General features: G+C 40.4%; 17 protein-coding genes and 5 tRNA genes. 19 read left to right on the forward strand and 3 right to left on the reverse strand.

Translation table 11 applies throughout. From position 1 onward, the window contains the following. Positions 1-41 precede the first annotated feature (41 nt). Positions 42-2,237 carry a M14 family zinc carboxypeptidase gene (locus PTUN_RS02890; protein ID WP_009838190.1) on the forward strand — a complete coding sequence of 732 codons (2,196 nt, stop codon included), beginning with the start codon at positions 42-44 and terminating at the stop codon, positions 2,235-2,237. A gap of 98 nt (positions 2,238-2,335) precedes the next feature. On the opposite strand, the gene asd is transcribed toward PTUN_RS02890, so the two are convergent. Then, positions 2,336-3,232 (reverse strand): archaetidylserine decarboxylase, encoded by an 897-nt coding sequence (asd, locus tag PTUN_RS02895; RefSeq protein WP_040643811.1) that lies wholly within the window; start codon positions 3,230-3,232, stop codon positions 2,336-2,338. Positions 3,233-3,307: 75 nt separating this feature from the next. Then, a complete protein-coding gene (gene rsgA / locus PTUN_RS02900; RefSeq protein ID WP_009838192.1) occupies positions 3,308-4,363 on the reverse strand; it encodes a small ribosomal subunit biogenesis GTPase RsgA in 1,056 nt (351 codons plus the stop codon). A 122-nt stretch (positions 4,364-4,485) separates the two neighbouring features. Between rsgA and orn the strand changes: the two genes are divergently transcribed. The 9 genes from orn to PTUN_RS02945 all read left to right on the forward strand — a co-directional run bounded on the left by orn (position 4,486) and on the right by PTUN_RS02945 (position 10,334). Next, positions 4,486-5,031: an oligoribonuclease gene (gene orn / locus PTUN_RS02905; RefSeq protein WP_009838193.1), complete on the forward strand. Its 546-nt coding sequence runs from the start codon at positions 4,486-4,488 to the stop codon at positions 5,029-5,031. A gap of 224 nt (positions 5,032-5,255) precedes the next feature. After that, positions 5,256-5,331: transfer RNA gene (locus tag PTUN_RS02910), tRNA-Gly, on the forward strand. 207 nt (positions 5,332-5,538) lie between these two features. After that, positions 5,539-5,614: transfer RNA gene (locus PTUN_RS02915), tRNA-Gly, on the forward strand. A gap of 125 nt (positions 5,615-5,739) precedes the next feature. Beyond that, positions 5,740-5,815: transfer RNA gene (locus PTUN_RS02920), tRNA-Gly, on the forward strand. A 699-nt stretch (positions 5,816-6,514) separates the two neighbouring features. Next, a tRNA-Gly gene (locus PTUN_RS02925) sits at positions 6,515-6,590 on the forward strand. A 207-nt stretch (positions 6,591-6,797) separates the two neighbouring features. Further along, positions 6,798-6,873 (forward strand) — tRNA-Gly (locus PTUN_RS02930). An 83-nt stretch (positions 6,874-6,956) separates the two neighbouring features. Then, complete coding sequence (locus tag PTUN_RS02935; RefSeq protein ID WP_009838194.1) at positions 6,957-7,154, forward strand: DUF1289 domain-containing protein; 198 nt, start codon at positions 6,957-6,959, stop codon at positions 7,152-7,154. After that, entirely contained in the window at positions 7,126-9,075 is a 1,950-nt protein-coding gene (locus PTUN_RS02940) for a hybrid sensor histidine kinase/response regulator (protein WP_009838195.1), read from the forward strand. Before PTUN_RS02935 ends, PTUN_RS02940 begins: the two co-directional genes overlap by 29 nt. Positions 9,076-9,212: 137 nt before the next feature. After that, positions 9,213-10,334 carry a response regulator gene (locus PTUN_RS02945; protein ID WP_009838196.1) on the forward strand — a complete coding sequence of 374 codons (1,122 nt, stop codon included), beginning with the start codon at positions 9,213-9,215 and terminating at the stop codon, positions 10,332-10,334. A gap of 22 nt (positions 10,335-10,356) precedes the next feature. Here PTUN_RS02945 and queG read toward each other — a convergent pair whose 3' ends face one another. Further along, positions 10,357-11,484 (reverse strand): tRNA epoxyqueuosine(34) reductase QueG, encoded by a 1,128-nt coding sequence (gene queG / locus PTUN_RS02950; protein ID WP_009838197.1) that lies wholly within the window; start codon positions 11,482-11,484, stop codon positions 10,357-10,359. A gap of 12 nt (positions 11,485-11,496) precedes the next feature. Here queG and PTUN_RS02955 point away from each other — a divergent pair, with 12 nt between their 5' ends. From PTUN_RS02955 to hflK, 9 genes are all read left to right on the forward strand, one after another. After that, positions 11,497-13,554 carry an NAD(P)H-hydrate epimerase gene (locus PTUN_RS02955; protein ID WP_096035233.1) on the forward strand — a complete coding sequence of 686 codons (2,058 nt, stop codon included), beginning with the start codon at positions 11,497-11,499 and terminating at the stop codon, positions 13,552-13,554. A gap of 90 nt (positions 13,555-13,644) precedes the next feature. Further along, positions 13,645-13,944: an NAD(P)H-hydrate dehydratase gene (locus PTUN_RS02960; RefSeq protein ID WP_009838200.1), complete on the forward strand. Its 300-nt coding sequence runs from the start codon at positions 13,645-13,647 to the stop codon at positions 13,942-13,944. 7 nt (positions 13,945-13,951) lie between these two features. Next, the gene (gene tsaE / locus PTUN_RS02965) at positions 13,952-14,410 is read left to right on the forward strand and encodes a tRNA (adenosine(37)-N6)-threonylcarbamoyltransferase complex ATPase subunit type 1 TsaE (protein ID WP_086009671.1); all 459 of its coding nucleotides are present in this window, start codon (positions 13,952-13,954) and stop codon (positions 14,408-14,410) included. Positions 14,411-14,426: 16 nt separating this feature from the next. Continuing rightward, positions 14,427-15,785: an N-acetylmuramoyl-L-alanine amidase gene (locus tag PTUN_RS02970; protein ID WP_415906957.1), complete on the forward strand. Its 1,359-nt coding sequence runs from the start codon at positions 14,427-14,429 to the stop codon at positions 15,783-15,785. Between the two features lie 5 nt (positions 15,786-15,790). Next, the gene (gene mutL / locus PTUN_RS02975) at positions 15,791-17,641 is read left to right on the forward strand and encodes a DNA mismatch repair endonuclease MutL (RefSeq protein ID WP_009838203.1); all 1,851 of its coding nucleotides are present in this window, start codon (positions 15,791-15,793) and stop codon (positions 17,639-17,641) included. After that, the gene (gene miaA / locus PTUN_RS02980) at positions 17,634-18,554 is read left to right on the forward strand and encodes a tRNA (adenosine(37)-N6)-dimethylallyltransferase MiaA (RefSeq protein ID WP_009838204.1); all 921 of its coding nucleotides are present in this window, start codon (positions 17,634-17,636) and stop codon (positions 18,552-18,554) included. The genes mutL and miaA overlap by 8 nt, the downstream gene beginning before the upstream one ends. 78 nt (positions 18,555-18,632) lie before the next feature. Beyond that, entirely contained in the window at positions 18,633-18,899 is a 267-nt protein-coding gene (hfq, locus tag PTUN_RS02985; protein ID WP_009838205.1) for an RNA chaperone Hfq, read from the forward strand. A gap of 16 nt (positions 18,900-18,915) precedes the next feature. Next, positions 18,916-20,205 (forward strand): ribosome rescue GTPase HflX, encoded by a 1,290-nt coding sequence (gene hflX / locus PTUN_RS02990; RefSeq protein WP_009838206.1) that lies wholly within the window; start codon positions 18,916-18,918, stop codon positions 20,203-20,205. Between the two features lie 87 nt (positions 20,206-20,292). After that, a complete protein-coding gene (hflK, locus tag PTUN_RS02995; RefSeq protein WP_040643813.1) occupies positions 20,293-21,477 on the forward strand; it encodes an FtsH protease activity modulator HflK in 1,185 nt (394 codons plus the stop codon). The last annotated feature ends 2 nt before the right edge of the window (positions 21,478-21,479 follow it).

The raw sequence follows: 21,479 nt of genomic DNA on the forward strand, positions 1-21,479 counted from the left end.
ATTTTATTTAACAAATAAATTTACAATTGTGGTTATCAAGGATGGCATTGCTCAGCCCACTTTTATTTGCGTCTAGCCTGTTTATGGCTGGGGTTGAAAACCCAGTATATCTGGCCAAATTCGAAAATAAGCAGCAAGAAATCAAAACTCGAATTAGCTTTCACCATGCCTTATTAGGTGATGATGGAAAAGGCGTTTTGTTACAATTAAGTAACGCAGAGGTCTTGTTATTAAAACAAAGTGGTGTGTCTTTGAGCTCAGCGGATGAGCTTTGGATGCATAAAGTCGAGCAAGCGCGCAGTGAGCATGCAGTTGCACAAGCTCAGACTAGTGGCATTGTTGGTTATCCTTGTTATGCAACGGTTGAAGAAACCTTTGCCCAAGCTGAAAAACTTGCTAATGATTATCCCGATTTAACGCAATGGATTGATATTGGTGATTCTTGGCAAAAGCAGCATGGGGAAGTTGGATTTGATCTCAATGTACTTAAAATTGGTAATAAATCGTTAGTTAATCCCCCAGTATTATTTATCCAAAGCGCTTTGCATGCTCGTGAATATGCTACAGCAGGACTCACCCTTGATTTTGCGAAAGTCTTGTTAGAAGGGGCAAAATCTGATCCTGATATCGCATGGATTTTAGCTCGTCATCAAATACATATTTTATTTCAATCGAATCCCGATGGTCGCAAGATAGCAGAACGAGGCCAATTGCAACGTAAAAACTATAATGAAAATCACTGTGCGAGCAGTAGTGTTGGTGTTGATTTAAATCGTAACTTTTCATTTGGTTGGGGGACTGTTGAAGGCGGCTCAAGTGGTGAAGCATGCCAAGAAACCTACCGAGGGCCATCGGCAGGCTCTGAACCTGAAGTTGCAGCCATCGAAAACTATATTCGTACACTTTATCCCGATGTTCGAGGTGAAAATGATGGTGATGCTGCGCCTGATACAACGCAAGGGCTTTATCTTGATATTCATAGCTACAGCCGTTTAATTTTATGGCCATGGGGTCATACTGAGCAACCATCGCCAAATCATCAAGGCTTTGAGGCGCTAGGTAAAAAACTGGCTTACTTCAACAATTATTTGCCCCAACAAGCGGTGGGTTTGTATCCTACCGATGGGACGTCAGATAATCTTGCTTACGGGGAGTTAGGGGTTGCACATATTACTTTTGAGCTTGGAACTGATTTTTTTCAATCGTGTAGTTATTACGAGCAAGTATTAAAACCAGATAACATCGAGGCACTTCTTTATGCTGCCAAAGTGGTTGAGGCACCTTATTTATTAAGCCAAGGGCCCGATATTGAAAATATTGAACCTCTAGGCATGCAAGATGGTTCAATCAGTATCAAAGCGATGGCAACCGAAACACGTTTTAGCAAACGTAATGGTGCTTTGCCTATGCATGCAATTGCACAGGCCTATTTCAGTGTGAATGCTTATCCTAATCAAGATAATTTAAAAACAGCTAATTTTGCTGATGGGATAGCTAATTCTGAAAGCGAAACGATTATTGCCCAGCTTAGTGAGACTGATTTAATTGATGGCCAAGCGACTGTTTATTTTAAGGCCAAAGATGTAAAGGGGAATGTTGGTCCTGTTTCGGCATTTAAAATAGATACTCGTTTACCCCAGTTACAAGCAAGTGTGAATTGCATTGGCGCAAAATGCGAGCTGAAAGCTGAAAATTTATCGGCCGATTTTAGCTATGTATGGCAATTACCCGATGGCCGTACAAGTACTGAAAAAACAGTCACTTTCGTAATGCCACAAATTGGTGAACAAACAATTTTATATCAATTAAGTAATAAGTATTCAGTACAGGGGCAAATTAATCTAACAGCGAATGTCACTCAATTAATTGAGCCACAAGCCAGTTTCACCGAGCAGTGCCAGGATTTTATTTGTAATTTTGATGCTTCAGCCAGTCAAGATGCCGATAGTATTGGGCTTAATTACGAGTGGAAAGTGGATAACAAAGTTGTGTCTAGTGAGGTTAATTATCAACATGATTTTGCGCAAGCAGGCAGCTATGATGTGCAGTTGCAAGTTACTGATGAGCACGGGCAGATTTCACAGCAGCGTTCAACAATTGTTCTAACGGCTCCGGTTGTGGTTGAACCGCCAGTGGTTGTTACTCCTGAGGTGAAAAAATCTGGTGGTGGGGCTCTTTTTGGTAGTTTAACAGGATTAATGGCACTGTTATTTTTACGCCGACGACGAGCTAGGTAATGGACCCAAAAATACTAATGTTTTAAAACATCGTATGATATTAACAATATAATAAAAAAGGTCTGCAATGCAGACCTTTTTTATTATTAAAACAAAGATTACTTAGCGTTAGCTTCGGTTGTCTCTTCTTTTTCAGTGATGGTAGCAAAAGGTTGGCCAAGTCTAGTGACTGTTCCTGGTACTTCTGTTGCTAAAAACTCAGCGACATTTTGTGGCCACACTAAAATTACGGTTGATCCAAGCTTAAAGCGACCCATTTCTTCACCTTTTTTCAAGGTGATCTTTTCGGCTTTTGAAATTGGATAGTCCCAAGTAAATACTCTTTTACCTGCTGGTGGCGTCACCGTACCGGCCCAAACTGTTTCGATACTAGCAACGATGGTGGCGCCAACCAGCACCATTGCCATTGGGCCTATTTCAGTATCAAAAATAGCAACTACACGTTCATTACGCGCAAATAAGTTAGGTACATTTTGTGCTGTAAGCGGGTTTACTGAAAATAAATCGCCCGGTACATAAATCATCTTGGTTAACGTGCCATCGATTGGCATGTGAATTCGGTGATAATCTTTTGGGGCTAAATAAATAGTGGCAAACTTACCGCCTTGGAATGGCATTGCGACAACGTCATCTCCACCAAGTAAGGTTTGTAAGCTAAAATCATGGCCTTTAGCTTGAATTAAGCGATCATCCAAAATATCACCTAACTGGCTAATTTTGCCATCAACAGGATGAGCAATTATGCTTGGGTCTTGTGCAATGGTGCGTAACCCCGGTTTTAAAGGGCGGGTAAAAAACGCATTAAAACTTTTATAATGTTTAGGGTTTTCATATTCAGCTTCAGACATATCAATTTGATATTGTTTGATAAACGCTTTAATTAATGACGTTGTGACAACGCCAGCTTCAGCGGCCGCTAACTTACCTACAATACGTGATACCAAATGTTTAGGCATCGCGTACTGCATTGCAATTTTAAATTTATCCAAACTCACGTTGTTCATTCCAAATGAAATTTTGCCAATTCTAGCGAAAACTAAGCCACTAGACCAAATGATTTTAATTAGTGCTTAAACTCGCGGATTGCGAGCACCGGCGCGGCCATCTTCCATTGAAAGTAAAATTTTATGATAGCTATCAAAACGGAGCTGAGAAATTTTACCTTCTTTAAGTGCTGTTGTTAATAAGCAGCCAGGGTCATTAAGGTGTTTGCAATCTCTGAATTTACAGCCCCCTAAATACTCTCGAAACTCTGTAAAGCACCAAGTAACGCGATCGGGGTCGATATGCCAAAGGCCAAACTCTCGAATGCCAGGAGAATCAATTAAATTACCACCACTTGGTAAATGATGAAGTGTTGAAACCGTGGTGGTATGTTGGCCAAGGCCACTATTTTCAGACACGATTTGGGTTAAAATTTGGCTGTCAGGTAATAAGCTATTAACTAAGGTTGATTTACCAACCCCACTTTGACCAACGAAAATGCTATTTTTATCAACTAATAATGCTTTAAGTTCGTCAATCCCTTGGCCTGTTTTAGTGCTGATTAAATGTACACGATAACCAATATTGCGATAAATATCTAAAACAGCATCAATTTCAGCTAAAGTATCGGCGCTGAGTAAATCCGTTTTATTTAAAATAAGAATGGGTTCTATCCCCATATCTTCACAAGCCACAAGGTAGCGGTCAATAATATTTGGAGTAAATTCCGGTAATGCAGCAGAAACCATTAAAATTTGGTCAATATTGGCGGCAACTACTTTTACACCGTCATAAAAATCAGGACGAGTGAGTTGGCTGGTACGCTCTTCTACAGCTTCAATTACGCCTGCTAAATCACCGGCGCTTACTTTAGCTCTTCGAAAAATAACACGATCACCACATACAATATTGCTCACCGTGCGACGAATATTACAGCGTAAGCGTTCATTATTACTTGTTTCTATATCGGCGTGTTGTCCAAAACGACTGATCACTAAGGCCGATTCAGCCACACCTAAATTATCACTTTGCCATGAATCATCATTTTTAGTACCGCTTTGTTTGGCTGTACTTAAACGTTTTTCATGATTGGCTTGGATCCTACGGGATTGGCCATTACTTAGTTTCTTTCGTTTTGTCACTTTTCGCCTATAACTTAATTAAAAGGAGTGCTTTTTAAAAAAAGCATTTTATCCACACTCGAAGCGTAATATGATATATGTAATTGCATTAAATCGAAAGGAAAGCACCGCTAAGGTAATTTATGTCTTTTCATGAATCAAATTTGATTTGGCTAGATCTCGAAATGACGGGTTTAGAACCAAAAACGGATAAAATACTCGAAATCGCAACTATCGTTACTGATTGTGATTTAAATATATTAGCAGAAGGCCCGGTAATCGCTGTTCATCAATCTGATGAGTTGTTGGATGGGATGGATGAGTGGTGTGTCAAACAGCATGGTGGTTCTGGTTTAACCGCGCGTTGCAGACAAAGTTCTTTTACCGAACAAGATGCGATTGAGCAGACGATCAGCTTTTTGGAGAAATGGGTACCGAAAGGGAAGTCGCCAATGTGCGGAAACTCTATTGGCCAAGACCGTCGTTTTTTAAATGCATATATGCCTGAGCTGGAAGATTATTTCCATTATCGTAATCTTGATATCAGTACAATAAAAGAGCTTGCTCGCCGCTGGAAGCCGGAAGTGCTTAATAGTATTAAGAAAAAAGGTGTGCATTTAGCTTTGGAAGATATTCACGAATCGATTGCTGAACTACGTGTTTATCGTCAAGATTTCTTTAAGTTATAATTTTTTTATAAAAATACTTGCAAAGAATATTCGATATTGTAGAATCTCGCCCCGCTTAGGATGACAAACCTTCGGGGCGTTTTTGTAAGTAAATTAAGAGCTTTAAAACCAAGTAAAGCGCTTAATAATCACATTGAAAATTGTAGTTTTCAATGTGGCGCTAGAACGTTAGACGCAACCTCAAGGTTGTGCACCAACGAATAAATTACTGACAATTTTATAAAGCGGCACTAGCTCAGTTGGTAGAGCGCAACCTTGCCAAGGTTGAGGTCACGAGTTCGAGCCTCGTGTGCCGCTCCAAATTCTCATTGAGAATTGAAATATTGTGATGGCATTTTATAAAGTGACCCTAGTTCAGTTGCCAGAACGTTAGACGCAACCTCAAGGTTGTGTTCCAACGGGAAAATTACTGACAATTTTATAAAGCGGCACTAGTTCAGTTGCCAGAACGTTAGACGCAACCTCAAGGTTGTGTTCCAACGGGAAAATTACTGACAATTTTATAAAGCGGCACTAGCTCAGTTGGTAGAGCGCAACCTTGCCAAGGTTGAGGTCACGAGTTCGAGCCTCGTGTGCCGCTCCAAATTCTCATTGAGAATTGAAATATTGTGATAGCATTTTATAAAGTGGCACTAGTTCAGTTGCCAGAACGTTAGACGCAACCTCAAGGTTGTGTTCCAACGGGAAAATTACTGACAATTTTATAAAGCGGCACTAGCTCAGTTGGTAGAGCGCAACCTTGCCAAGGTTGAGGTCACGAGTTCGAGCCTCGTGTGCCGCTCCAAATTCTCATTGAGAATTGAAATATTGTGATGGCATTTTATAAAGTGACCCTAGTTCAGTTGCCAGAACGTTAGACGCAACCTCAAGGTTGTGCACCAACGAACAAATTACTGACAATTTTATAAAGCGGCACTAGTTCAGTTGCCAGAATGTTAGACGCAACCTCAAGGTTGTGCACCAACGAATAAATTACTGACAATTTTATAAAGCGGCACTAGTTCAGTTGCCTGAATGTTAGACGCAACCTCAAGGTTGTGTTCCAACGGGAAAATTACTGACAATTTTATAACGCGGCACTAGTTCAGTTGCCTGAATGTTAGACGCAACCTTAAGGTTGTGCGCCAACGGGAAAATTACTGACAATTTTATAAAGCGGCTCTAGTTCAGTTGACAGAATGTTAGACGCAACCTCAAGGTTGTTTTCCAACGGGAAAATTACTGACAATTTTATAAAGCGGCTCTAGTTCAGTTGCCAGAACGTTAGACGCAACCTTAAGGTTGTGCGCCAACGGGAAAATTACTGACAATTTTATAAAGCGGCACTAGCTCAGTTGCCAGAACGTTAGACGCAACCTCAAGGTTGTTCACCAACGAACAAATTACTGACAATTTTATAAAGCGGCACTAGTTCAGTTGCCTGAATGTTAGACGCAACCTCAAGGTTGTGTTCCAACGGGAAAATTACTGACAATTTTATAAAGCGGCACTAGCTCAGTTGGTAGAGCGCAACCTTGCCAAGGTTGAGGTCACGAGTTCGAGCCTCGTGTGCCGCTCCAAATTCTCATTGAGAATTGAAATATTGTGATGGCATTTTATAACGTGGCACTAGTTCAGTTGCCTGAATGTTAGACGCAACCTCAAGGTTGTGTTCCAACGGGAAAATTACTGACAATTTTATAAAGCGGCACTAGTTCAGTTGCCAGAACGTTAGACGCAACCTCAAGGTTGTGCGCCAACGGGAAAATTACTGACAATTTTATAAAGCGGCACTAGCTCAGTTGGTAGAGCGCAACCTTGCCAAGGTTGAGGTCACGAGTTCGAGCCTCGTGTGCCGCTCCAATTCAAATCTACAAATCCTCTTATTTTCAATTTTAATCCCTAATCTTCTATACTGAAAATTATATGTCATCAAATCGACCTTTATGGCTTCAGATAATCCTTGTGTAAAAAATTGTTGTTTAACACCCGATGATGTTTGTTTGGGCTGTTTTCGTACATTAAACGAAATATTATCTTGGCATGAGATGGGAGAACAAGAAAAACAAGCTACGCTAATACTATGTAAGCAAAGACGAAAAGAACAAAGTAACTATGTTAAAAAGGATATTGATAGTCGATAACTCAAGTGTATTAGCCATGAGAGTTAAGGCTTTACTGGAGTTAATTGGTTGTGAAGTAACACTTTGCCATTTTAATGATATTGATGACAGCATTCAGTTAAAATCTTATGAAATGGTCGCCCTAGCATACGGTATTCCAATCCCTTTAGTTTTAACCTTTAAAAGCTCATTTAAAAATATTCCTTTACTACTTATCGCACCAAAAAGCCAAGGTGGTAATGTTCTTGAATCATTTTCTGAAATGTTTCGGCTGTTACCTGAAGCACAGGTTATTTATCCTTTTTATGATAATAAAGAGCTTATCTCTATTCTAGAAGGTTTATTAATGATGAATGAGGCTGAAGTTAAAATTCTTCTGCCTCGCGTTTTATTAGTTGATAGTGAAATTGATGAATTGCTGGAGCTAGAAACAGCCCTTAAAGGGGCTCATATTAAGGTGGTAACCGCTACTAATTTGCCTCAAGCAGTCGAACAATCGATTATTCATAAAATTGATATTTTAGTCTCAGATTATAATTTAGCTAATTGTAGTGGCATTGATATCTATCGAAAAGTTAAGCAAATTAATCCTAATTGTCGTTGTTTGTTAATTACGTCTCAGCCTCACCAAAGTGCCTTAATCGAAGCGATTCGTATTGGTGTTGATGATGTTTTAGAAAAGCCTTTAGATCAGAGTTTATTGCTGCAAGCTCTGCACCGTATGTGGCAAACTGAATTATTAAAGCGTAACAACGATGAATTAGTTGAACGTTTACAAGATACGGTTGATGCATTGATTGAAAAAGATAGCTTATTACGAGTTATTTATAAAAATACTCCCGATGGAATTGTTTTGTTTGCTCAATCAGGTTTAATTCTTGAGGCTAATGATTCTTGCGCATTTTTATTTGCTGTTGAGCGCGATAAATTAATCGGGCGTTCTATTTATGATTTAATCGATCGCACTTCTGCAGATGAAATAAGAGATGCAATTGCTATCGCGATGCAGAATAAACAGTTTCATTGTGAGATTACGGTAAAAAATAGTCAGGGTTTTATGGTGCCACTGGCAGGTTCGTTTAGTGAAATTGATTTTCATGGCGAATGTGCATTTGCCGCTATTTTGAAAAATGTATCGCACTTAAAACAAAAAGAAGAGCTGCTAAGAGAGGCTAAAATTTTACTTGAGCAGCAAGTACAAACTAGAACCGCAGAACTGCAGCTTGCCAAAGAGCAAGCTGAAAAGGCTAACCACAGTAAGTCCGAGTTTTTAGCCAATATGTCTCATGAGTTACGCACGCCAATGCATTCTATCTTAAGCTTTTCACGGTTTGGCTTAGAAAAGCTAGAGAGTGATCCTATCCCGACTGATAAGTTAGAAAAATACCTGTCTAGGATCGAAATCAGCGGTCAGCGCTTATTATCGTTACTTAACAATTTACTCGATTTATCAAAGTTGGATGCAGGCCAATTTCCATTTAATCCACTGCAGCAGGATTTAATGTCGATAATCAAAACGGGTATTGAAGATATTTCAGGAAGTGCATTACAAAAAAATATTGAAATAGCATTGGAAAGTGAACAGCCTGAATGTTTGATTGAATGCGACGCCGCGCATATTAATCAAGTTGTCCGTAATTTGGTGGGAAACGCTATTAAATTTAGTGAACCTGAAACAATGATCCGGATTTTGGTTTCTACTTCTATTGAGCAGGTGCAAGTAGAGATTCGAGATCAAGGTTTGGGTATTCCAGAACACGAGCTGGAACATATTTTTGACAAATTTGCGCAAAGTAGCGTAACCAATAAAGGAGCAGGTGGAACGGGCTTGGGACTTGCGATTTGTCGTGAGTTTATTTCCTTACATCATGGCAATATCTGGGCACAAAATAATGTTCAAGGAGGGGCATCTATTTTTTTTGTTTTACCATTTAATGTTTAAAATTAAACAATTATTAGTGTAAACCTTAAGCTTTGACTACGCTTGAAACTAGGAAGTTGGAAAATATAAAATATGACCATTTATTTGAATTTTGTTTAGGCGTTGAGCAAATAATAACAATACCCAGTGGAGGGAGTATGTCCGATAAAACAATTTTAGCAGTTGATGATGAACCATTTAATCTAGAGATTTTAGAAGAGATCTTAGAGGGTGATTATCCACTTCATTTTGCCAGTAGTGGTCAAGAGTGTTTAGCTAAGGTTGAACAAATCGCACCCCAAGTTATTTTATTAGATGTCAGCATGCCCAATATGGATGGGTATGAAGTGTGTAGACAATTAAAAAGCAATCCAGCAACGGCTCATATTGTAGTGATGTTCCTATCTGCCCGAGGCTCCATTGATGAGCGTATTGCTGGTTATAATGTCGGTGCAGAAGATTACATTGTAAAGCCATTTGCCAAAGAAGAACTTAAAGCGAAACTGAACGCTTTATTTAAGGTAATCGATAAACGTAAAGATCTTGAGCAACAAGTTGAGGATGCAACTGAAACTGCTTTTAATGCGATGACCAATAGCAGTGAGATGGGGAATATTGTCCAATATATTGAAAATATAGGTATACTGGATTCGCCAGAAGCATTAGCAAAAGCATTAATCAGCTGTATTAAAGGGTTTTCTCTTAAATCTTGTGTTGCGTTTCGTTATAACGATAAAGTAACGCACTTTAGTTCTGAGGGCGCTTGTTCTCCAATGGTGATAGAGCTTTTTGAGTTGCTGCAAGTAAAGGGGCGGCTTTATGAGTTTTCGCCCAGAATTTTAGTTAACTACCCAAAAATCAGTCTGTTAATTTTAAACCTTCCCGTTGATGATCAAGATAAAATGGGGCGCATCCGCGATCATATTTGTTTTATTGTGAGTGTTACCGAACAACAACTTGATGCCATTCTAACTAAACGAAAACTGCAGTATCAAAGAATGCAGCTGCAACGCGCATTTTCTCTGGTGAGAGATAAGTTTGAAGATTTGGTTGGTGTATTGAATTTAAGCCATGAAATGAACGAAGCTATTTTTCGTGATTTACAAAGCGAATTTGAGCAACGCATACCCCATATGGGGCTTGATGATGACCAAGAGCAATATATCTATAAAAAAGTAGATGATACCATTTTACGATCCGTTGCTCGCGAAGATTTACTCACAGATGTTAAGCGCGCATTTTATGATATTGAGCAAGATCTGCAGCAAATGTTGGAGTGATTATTGTTACATATTTCTATATTTAAGCGTCTCTGGGCAGGCCTTTTTCAATTGCAATAATTAAACGCTGTGTTTTTCTATCAAGGCTGTTTTTCTGCAGTTGTTGTGTTATTGCCCACTCAATGTGCTCAAGCACTAAAGAGGAAACCTTTGATTTCATATCTTCTAAAACGGCAAGGATGCTGGGATCATAAGATGCGTTACCAAGGCCTACGGCCATATTTCTAAGCCAACGCTCATGGCCAATACGGCGGATTGCACTGCCTTCGGTATTTTTTAAAAAAGTAGCCTCATCCCATAAAAATAATTCAATTAAATCTTTATCCTTTAATTGTGTTCTAGCATGAAAGTCATCCTCGGCAGTAATTTGGCCATATCGATTCCATGGGCAAATGAGTTGGCAGTCATCACAGCCGTAGACTCTATTGCCTATTAATGGCCTAAATTCAATTGGAATAGCGCCTTGTAACTCTATGGTGAGATACGATATGCAGCGCCTTGCATCGACGACATAAGGCTCAACAATAGCGTTTGTCGGGCAAATCTTTATACATGCTACACATTTACCGCACTGCTCAATGACTGGTTTATCAATAGGCAAAGGTAAATCAACAAATAGCTCCCCAAGAAAAAACCACGAGCCAGCGTGTTGGTTCAAAATCAGGGTATGTTTTCCGGTCCAACCGAGTCCAGCCTTTTGGGCTAATTGCCTTTCAAGTACAGGGGCCGAATCAACAAAAGGTCGAAAGCCAAATTGACCCACTTCAAGTTCTATTTTTTCGCCCAATTTTTTTAGACGGGTACGGATAAGTTTATGGTAATCGCGACCAAGCGCATAACGACTAATATAGGCTTTTTTGGGATCTTGCAGTGTTTTTGCAAAGCTAGCATCGGGTGGTAGGTAATCCATTCTGACACAAATAACACGTTGAGTACCCGGAACTAGTTCTGCCGGGCGAGCACGCTTCATACCGTGTGCGGCTATGTATTCCATTTCGCCATGAAAACCTAAGTCGAGCCAGCGTTGTAATTGCGCTTCGTGTTCAGTTAAATCTATGTCGCTGATAGCTACTTCAGCAAAGCCAAGTTCTTGGCCCCATTGCTTAATTTTGATTGCTAGTTCAGGATAGTTAATAGTTGCTGTTGTCACTGATGAGCCATTATGGAAAGTTTATACACTACTAATTTACCACAGTTCGCCTATACAGCGGAACAAGTGCAAAACAATGAAAAACAAGTTGCAGAGCAATTAGGCTTTGATTTGTCCGAGGTGATGCAAAAGGCAGGTGCCGCTGTTTTTCAATATATCGAGCATCATTATGGAAATCATCGTCGTTTATTGATTCTGTTAGGAAAGGGTAATAATGCCGGAGACGGCTATATTGTTGCTTATTTAGCCCAGCAAAACGGTTATCAGGTAACATTGGTATCATTTGTTGATGTGAAATCATTACATGGAGATGCGCTTGGTGCCTATCTGCAATGCCAACAAGCAGGCTTGGCTGTATGCCAATCTAACGATTTATTGTTACAGGAATTGTCTGCGTTTGACTTAGTCGTTGATGCAATGTTTGGCACCGGTTTTAAAGGTGAACTGCCAGAGCATTTCGGTCAAGTATGCACTTTGGTTAATCAACATGACAATTTACCTGTTATATCTATCGATGTGCCATCTGGAGTTAACGCAACTTCAGCAGCAGTTGCAAATAATGCCATTAAAGCAAATGTTACTATTACGTTCATTGCTTTAAAGCAAGGTTTATTAACGGGGCGGGCACTTGAGCATGTTGGCAAGTTGGTTTTTGCGGGTTTGGCACTTGATGAGTTATTTAGAGATAAAATTAAATCGAATGTTACGCGGTTTGAATTAAGCCAATTGAAAAAAGCCCTGCCAAATCGTGCACTCGCTGCGTATAAAAATCAGCTTGGTCACGTGCTTTGTATTGGTGGTAATAAAGGAATGGCTGGTGCAATAAGGTTAAGTGCGGAAGCGGCTCTGCGAAGTGGTGCTGGATTGGTTTCAGTTGCGACGCATCCAGATAATTGTGCGGCTGTGCTACAAGGGCGTTATGAATTAATGGTTCATGGTATTGATGCTGAGCATCAACTCTTAGCGCTTATCAATAAAGCGTCTGTTGTTGTCATAGGGCCAGGACTTGGTCAGGATGTTTGGGCACAGAATATTTGGCAATGGATGATGAATGCGCAGTGCTTGCGTTTAGTAATTGATGCAGATGGATTAAATTTTTTAGCAAAAAGTGATAAATGCACCACGGATAACTTAACTGAGAGAGTATTGACTCCACACGCTGGTGAGGCTGCAAGATTATTGGGGATATCAAACAGAGACGTTGAACAAGACCGTTTTGATTCTGCGCTACAATTAAGTCAGGAGGCTGACATTAAAGGCTTCTTCAACAACCTTGATCACAACTGGCTGATGAAGATGCTCAAACAACGCATTGATGACAAAGCCATGCTGAGTTTAATCAGCCAATGGCTTAAAGCCCGCATAAAATCACCTGAAGGGGTATTTGAATACCCGAAAAGCGGTACGCCGCAAGGGGGGATCATTAGCCCGGTACTGGCGAACATCTACCTGCATTACGCACTCGACTTATGGTTTGAAAAGAAAGTAAAACCCCGAATGCGTGGCCGCGCGATGCTCATCCGGTACGCCGATGATTTTGTGTGTGCGTTTCAGTACGCCAACGATGCTGAGCGATTTTACGAGGTGCTGCCAAAACGACTTAAGAAATTCAATTTAGAAGTGGCAGAGGAGAAAACCTCACTGCTACGATTTAGTCGATTTCACCCGAGTCGAAAACGGCAATTTGTGTTTCTTGGTTTTGCCTTTTACTGGGCAAAAGATGCACAGGGAAAACCTCGACTCAGGCGGCGAACAGGGGCGGAAAAGCACCGCGCCAGCATGAGCGAGTTTTACCAATACATCAAAGTCAAGCGGTCAAACAAGCTCAACACTTGGATGCCGCAACTGAAACGCAAACTGATGGGATACCGAAATTACTTTGGCCTGCCAGACAACAGCTGCAGCCTTGATAGATTGTACAGTTATGTGTTGCACAGTTTATACAAATGGCTGAATAGGCGCAGTGGCAGACGCAGTTACAATTGGAGTAATTTCAAGAAGATGCTAATGTATTATGCAATTGAGCGACCAAGAGTGAGTAAGCGATTTATTCACGTAGATTGGTACTAGGAGCGTGTTGATTTACACGCGTGAATATATAACTGAAGAGCCGGATGCGGTAATTCCGCACGTCCGGATCTGTGTGGGGTCGGCCCAGTAATGGGTCGCTCTACCACGATTAATGCAATTAGCTTGTTAAAAGGTCCTGGCAGTCTGGTATCTGCAAAGGGTTGTTTGAATATTAATCAAACGGGCAGTGCAGCTCTTGCAAGTGCTGGGATGGGAGATGTTTTATCTGGTATTATTGCGGGGCTTATGGCTCAGCAGATGACAGGTTTTACTGCAACCAAGCTTGCAGCGGCCATTCATGGTGCTGCTGCGGATAATTTACTTGATGAAGGTGCTCGAGGGTTATTGGCAAGTGACTTATTTCCTCAGATCAGACGATTAATTGGCTAATTAAAGAGTGATGAACATGTTTGAAAAAAAGCTAGAAAATGAATTAGCGACTGTTGCTATGGGCAATGCTTTGGCTGAGGTTATTAAAAGTGGCGCAGTTATCTTTTTGCATGGAGACTTAGGTGCTGGTAAAACGACATTAACGCGTGGCATCATTCAAGGCTTTGGTCATCAAGGTAAAGTAAAAAGCCCAACCTATACAATTGTAGAACCTTATGAGCTCGCAGCGCAGCAGATCTATCATTTTGATTTATATCGTTTGGCAGATCCAGAAGAATTAGAGTTTATGGGTATTCGTGATTATTTTGCAAGCAACGCCATCTGTTTAATCGAATGGCCAGAAAAAGGTGGCATGCTATTAGCTGAGCCCGATTTGGATATCACACTTGAGTATGTTGATGAACAGCGAAAAATCAGTATTATAGGGCGTACAACTAAAGGTATCTCAATCGTAGATCAACTTTGAGCGCATGCATATTAAAATTTCAACCGCTATATTTTTCTTATTATCTTTTGTGCTGCTTAGTTGCTTCAGTACTGTTACAAGTGCCGCAAATGAAATAACTAGTGTGCGGGTTTGGCCTTCGCCTGAAAGTACTCGGGTTGTATTTGATTTAAAAAAACAACCTGATTTCAGCTATTTTATGCTGAAAAAGCCACTGCGTTTAGTGATTGATTTTAAAGATACAACGCAACAGCAAGTGCTGCCAAGTATTAGTGATGCAAATTCTGTCATCGAAAAAATACGTTATAGTACGCCAAAGAAAAAAGGCTGGGTACGAATAGTATTAGAATTAAATCAAACTGTTAAGCCTGTATTATTTGCACTTGCGCCCACAGCACCTTACAGCGACAGATTAGTTGTTGATTTATATAGTGCACAATCGCAGCCCGCTGAATCAGATAAAAATAGCAATACTTTAATCGCTAAAAATCGCGATATTCGAGGTGACCGCGATATTGTTATTGCAGTTGATGCAGGCCATGGTGGTGAAGATCCTGGTTCAATAGGACCTTCAGGAACCTATGAAAAAACAGTTACATTACAAATAGCTAAACGCTTAGCTAAATTAATAGATTCGCAAGAAGGCATGAAAGCAATTTTGCCTCGGACCGGAGATTATTACGTCAAGCTAAATACCCGTTCAGATCGTGCCCGAAAAAATAAGGCGGATTTTTTAATATCGATTCATGCTGATGCGTTTATTACGCCGCAACCGCGCGGTGCGTCGGTTTTCGTTTTGTCACTAAAACGAGCAAATTCTGAAATAGGTAAATGGATTGAGGATAGTGAAAAACAATCTGAGTTACTAGGTGGTGCAGCGGACGTTTTAAAAGATACCCAAAATGAAAAGTACCTTGCGCAAACATTGCTTGATATGTCGATGGATCACTCAATGCGCACGGGGTTTCAGGTGGCTGACGAAGTGGTGAGTGAGCTTGGTAAGGTCACAAAATTACATAAAAAACGCCCGCAAGCCGCAAGTCTTGCTGTATTAAAGTCTCCTGATATTCCGTCTATTTTGGTTGAAACGGGTTATATTTCCAATCCTGAGGAAGAGCGTTTATTAAAAACGCGTGATCATCAAGAAAAGCTTGCAACAGCCGTCTTTAGCGCAGTTAAAACTTATTTTATAAATAATCCACCAGATGATTCTTTATTTGCTCAGCGAAAAGCGCTGCAATCGAAAAAAGAGCAAATCCATAAAGTACGCTCAGGTGAATCCCTTAGTGTGGTTGCTAGCCAATATGGTGTTTCAATTTCAGCCTTAAAAGAAGCCAATAAGCTATCAACAAATAATATCGTAATTGGTCAAACCCTAACTATCCCAAGAAGTTAACTAACATGAACATTGAAATTTTACCTGCCCGTTTAGCTAACCAAATCGCGGCGGGTGAAGTCGTTGAGCGGCCCGCCTCAGTTGTAAAAGAGTTAGTTGAAAATAGCTTGGATGCGGGTGCAACCCAGATCCAAATTGATATTGACCGAGGTGGCCATAAATTAATTCGCATTCGGGATAACGGTTCAGGGGTTTACAAAGATGAGCTAACTTTAGCTTTGTCTCGCCATGCAACCAGTAAACTTAAAACATTAGATGATCTTGAAAATATTTGTTCATTGGGTTTTCGCGGCGAAGCTCTTGCTTCGATTAGTTCTGTCTCACGTTTAACCTTGAGCTCAAAACCAGCCGATCAAAGCGATGCATGGCAAGCTTTTGCTGAGGGGCGCGATATGGCTGTTACCGTCAAACCAACGGCGCATCCAAATGGTACAACGATAGAAGTTGTTGATTTGTTTTTTAATACGCCCGCTCGCAGAAAATTTTTACGCACTGAAAAAACAGAATTTAATCACATTGATGAATTACTTAAACGGATTGCTTTAAGTCGTTTTGATGTGGCGATTACTTTAAAGCACAATGGCAAAATCGTGCGTCAATATCGCCCTGTAATGAAAAAAGAGGAGCAAGTTAAGCGCATTGCACAAGTTGCAGGTAAAGAGTTTTTATCTCAAGCGCTATTTTTAGAATCGGGCGATGATGGCTTAAGCATTTTTGGTTGGATTTTACCTCCAGGTTCCTCGGTTGAGCCGCAATATACTTATGTAAATGGCCGGATGATGCGAGATAAATTAATTTTGCATGCTATTCGTCAGGCTTTTGAAGAAAGTTGTCCTGGCATTGATGTACCTGCTTTTGTACTTTATTTAACGATTAATCCTCGCCAAGTTGATGTTAATGTCCATCCCGCCAAGCACGAGGTGCGTTTTCATCAAGCGCGTTTGGTGCATGACTTTATTTTACAAGCGGTTAAACAAGCAGCTCAACCAAATCAATGTGTTGTATCTGAAATCGTGCAATGCAATGAGCAAGTTGAATCAGGTTTCTCAGAGCATCAATCTTTATTTAATGACTTGAGTCAGGCACATGAGTTTAAGGCGCCGCCGATGGGCGGATTTGCATCTCAAACTCAAAATAAGGGGTCAAGCCAAGGTTATCAGCCAAAACCTTTGGTACCTCAAGCTCAAAAACAACAGCAAAATGTAAATGCCTTTTACCAAGGAGTTGCCGAACAAAGAGCTCAACATTTTGATTCTGTGTCAGAAAATACTGTTACGCCGCATTTTGAGCTGCAAAATCATACTGCTAGTCATCTTTTAGTCACTGAAATGATGGTATTACAGAGTGGGCATTGCGTGATTAAGCAAAGCGATGCGTTGCAGCTCAGTCATTTACAACATGTATTAGCTGAGTTTTGGTTAGAGGAAATAAGTCAGCATGCTCAAATAGAAAGTAAAGCATTGCTGTTGCCAGTTAGAGTCGCTATTGATGCCAGTGCTCAAATACAGTTAGATACTCAATTATCTTGGTTAACAATTTTGGGATATGAGCTACAACTAAATACTGGCTTTGTAATGGTCAAACGGTTGCCTCCAGCTGTTTACGCCCACGATGTTAATGAGGTGATAGATGCCTTGTTAGCAGCCTGTTTATTAAAGTTTACAGAAATAGAGCATTGGTTAAATTGGCAGGCAAATTGGGTTAATAGTCGCTATTTCACTCAAACTCAAAATAAGGCTATATACCAATTTATTATGAATAAACCACAATTAATTGAGCGTCTCTTAGAAAAAGCCGTTAAAATAGAGCTGACTGATTTCATTCAACAATTAGAGCGGAATAATACCCTTGGATAGTTTACCGGTTATTTTTTTAATGGGCCCAACAGCTGCAGGAAAAACTGATCTTGCAATTGATTTATGCCAACATTTATCAACCGAAATTATCAGTGTTGATTCAGCACTTATCTACCGCAATATGGATATTGGTACTGCGAAACCAAACGCGAGTGAACTTAAAAGTGCTCCGCACCGTTTAATAGATATATTAGATCCAAGCGAGAGTTACTCGGTAGCTGATTTTCGTCGTGATGCCTTAGAGCATATCACGCAATTACACCAACAAGGCAAAATCCCAGTTCTTGTCGGTGGGACTATGATGTATTTTAAGGCGTTGCTAGAGGGAATTTCTCCTTTACCTGAGGCTGATGCAGCAATACGTCAGCAACTTGAAGCAGAAGCTCAAATGTATGGTTGGCCTCATTTACATCAAGAATTAGCAAAAGTAGATCCTGAAGCGGGGCTTAGGATCAAAGCAAATGATTCTCAGCGCATTAATCGTGCGTTAGAAGTTTACCGATTAACAGGTAAAACCATGACTGAGCTACAAAAAGTAAAGTCCGAGCCTTTACCTTTTAACGTGTTACAATTTGCCATAGCGCCGTCAGATCGTAGCGTTTTACACCAACGAATTGAAAAAAGATTTAAAATCATGCTCGAGCAGGGTTTTGAAACCGAGGTTAAGGCCTTATATCAAAGAGATGATTTACATCCAGCTTTACCCTCTATCCGCTGTGTGGGGTATCGTCAAATGTGGGATTATCTAGACGGTTTAGTTGAGTACGATGAAATGGTTTTTCGTGGCATCGCAGCGACCCGTCAATTAGCAAAGCGTCAACTGACTTGGTTGCGTAGTTGGCCTGACGTAACTTGGTTAGAATCAGGTGCTGAAGAAAACTTGCAACGTGTGTTAAGTTCGCTAAGCTATTAGAGAGATTGTAGTAAAACTAGTTGAAATCTTTACAGATTAATAATTATATAAAAACACCTAAATCGAAGGAAAATAATAATGGCAAAGGGCCAATCTCTACAAGATCCGTTTTTAAATGCACTGCGTCGCGAGCGAATTCCAGTGTCAATTTACTTGGTAAATGGTATTAAACTACAAGGTAAAGTTCAGTCATTTGACCAGTTTGTAATTCTGCTCGAAAACACAGTAAATCAGATGGTTTACAAACATGCTATCTCTACCGTCGTTCCTTCTCGACCTGTTACTTTAGATGCAACACGTACAGATACGCCAGAAGCTGATGGTGAAGATGCTGGTAATTTTTAATTTAGGAGCATAATGCTTGTTTGACCGTTATAAAGCTGGTGAACAGGCTGTCTTAGTCCATATCGAGTTTCCAAAAGAAGGGGATCGCGAAGATCTTCAGGAACTTGAAATGTTAGTTTCTTCCGCAGGTGCTAATTGTTTGGCGATTGTGCAAGGCAGTCGCCAATCACCTCATCCAAAGTTTTTTGTGGGTACTGGTAAAGCTGAAGAGATTGCTGAGGTTGTCCAGTTACATCAGGCTGATGTTGTTATATTTAATCATGAACTTTCTCCTTCCCAAGAGCGAAATTTAGAGCGCATATGTCAGTGTCGAGTGTTAGATCGCACGACTTTGATTCTGGATATTTTTGCCCAACGAGCACGGACCCATGAAGGAAAGCTACAAGTTGAATTGGCGCAACTTCGCCATATCTCAACTCGTTTAATCCGAGGCTGGACACACTTAGAAAGGCAAAAAGGGGGGATCGGATTGCGTGGCCCGGGTGAAACCCAATTAGAAACCGATCGCCGTTTAATTCGCGATAAAATTAAAACAATTTTAAAACGGCTTGATAAAGTAGCCAAGCAACGAGAGCAAGGGCGCAGGGCTCGAACACGAAATGAAATTCCAACCGTTTCGTTAGTTGGTTATACCAATGCAGGTAAGTCTACTTTATTTAATCGTGCAACTGCTTCAGATGTTTATGCAGCGGACCAATTGTTTGCAACGCTTGATCCGACACTTAGAAAAATAGATGTCGCAGATATTGGTAGTGTGATCATGGCAGATACAGTTGGGTTTATTCGACATTTACCCCATGATTTGGTTGCAGCTTTTAAAGCGACTTTAGTTGAAACTCGCGAAGCCGATTTACAACTTCATGTTATTGATGTCGCAGATGAAAGGCGTCAAGAGAATATTGACCAAGTTAATGATGTTCTGCATGAGATTGAAGCCGATGATGTGCCCCAACTGCTGATTTATAACAAAATAGACTTAGTTGAAGAATTAGTGCCTCGGATTGACAGGGATGACGAAGGCAAGCCAATCAGAATTTGGTTATCTGCACAAACAGGAGTCGGGTGCGAGTTACTTTTACAAGCAATTAGTGAATGTTTGGCAGAAAAAATGTTAAAGTGCCGATTACGAGTCCCTGCTCGATTTGGTTCTTTACGTGGTGCGTTATATAAATTGAACTGTATTCACGCAGAGCAATACGATGACTTAGGTAATTGCTTGCTTAATATTCGCTTACCAATGGCGGATTGGAATCGGTTGAAAAAAGATAATGGTACTGAAATAGAGAAATTTATTATTACTGATTAAACATTAGTTCACCTCATTTTATTGTGTTTTGTAATGTTAGTTTGATAGATTTATATGAATTCATTTTAATAACAATGGAGTATGGCTATGGCCTGGAACGAGCCGGGTAACAATGGCAACGATAAAGACCCTTGGAAAAACAAAGGGGGCAAAGAACAGGGCCCACCAAATTTAGACGAAGTATTTCGTAAATATGGTGATAAATTTAATGGCATGTTTGGCGGCAGCACTAAATCTGGCAATTCAAATGGCGGCTTAAGCGGCGCAGCGTTTGGTTTCGTCTTGATTATTGCAATCGTCGTATGGGCCTTAAGCGGTATTTACACAGTTAAAGAGGCTGAGCGAGGCGTTATTTTACGTTTTGGTCAGTTCCATGATATTGCGTTACCGGGTTTACGTTGGAAAATGACCTTTGTAGATCGAATTGTACCGGTTGATGTTGAAGCGGTACGTTCATTGTCAGCTTCAGGTTTTATGCTTACTGAAGATGAAAACGTGGTAAGTGTAGAGTTTGTTGTGCAGTATCGCGTTACCGATCCTCGTAACTATTTATTCAGTGTGACTGATGCTGATCATAGTTTACAGCAGTCGTTAGACAGTGCGTTACGCTATGTTGTAGGTCATGCGCGCATGGATCAAATCTTAACAAGAGGACGTGAGGTTATTCGTCAACAAACTTGGGAAGAGTTGAATAAAATTATTGAACCGTACAATTTGGGTTTAGTACTAACAGACGTTAACTTTAAAGATGCACGTCCACCATTAGAAGTTAAAGATGCTTTTGATGATGCAATTGCAGCACAAGAAGATGAACAGCGTTTTATCCGTGAAGCTGAAGCCTATGAACGTGAAATTGAACCTCGTGCGCGTGGTCAAGTAACACGTATGACACAAGAAGCTGAAGGTTACAAAGAGCGTGTCACATTAGAAGCACAAGGTGAAATTGCTCGCTTTGAGAAACTCTTACCGCAATATCAAGCGGCTAAAGAGGTAACTCGTAAGCGTTTATACATTGAAGCAATGGAATCTGTGTTAAGTAATAGCTCTAAAGTGCTGATCGATGTGAAAGGCGGCAATAATATGATGTATCTGCCACTTGATAAAATTATGCAGCAAACTCAAGGTGCAACAAGCAATACTCCGATGCAATTACCAAATAGTACAACTGATATTCAAAATTTACGCACTCAAATGAATAACACAGTAGGTAATAGCCAAGTGAATAGTGCAACCGACCGCTTAAAAGGCGATCGCTATTCGAATGGGAGATAAGT

This window comes from Pseudoalteromonas tunicata (genome assembly GCF_002310815.1).
Taxonomy (GTDB): Bacteria; Pseudomonadota; Gammaproteobacteria; order Enterobacterales; family Alteromonadaceae; genus Pseudoalteromonas; species Pseudoalteromonas tunicata.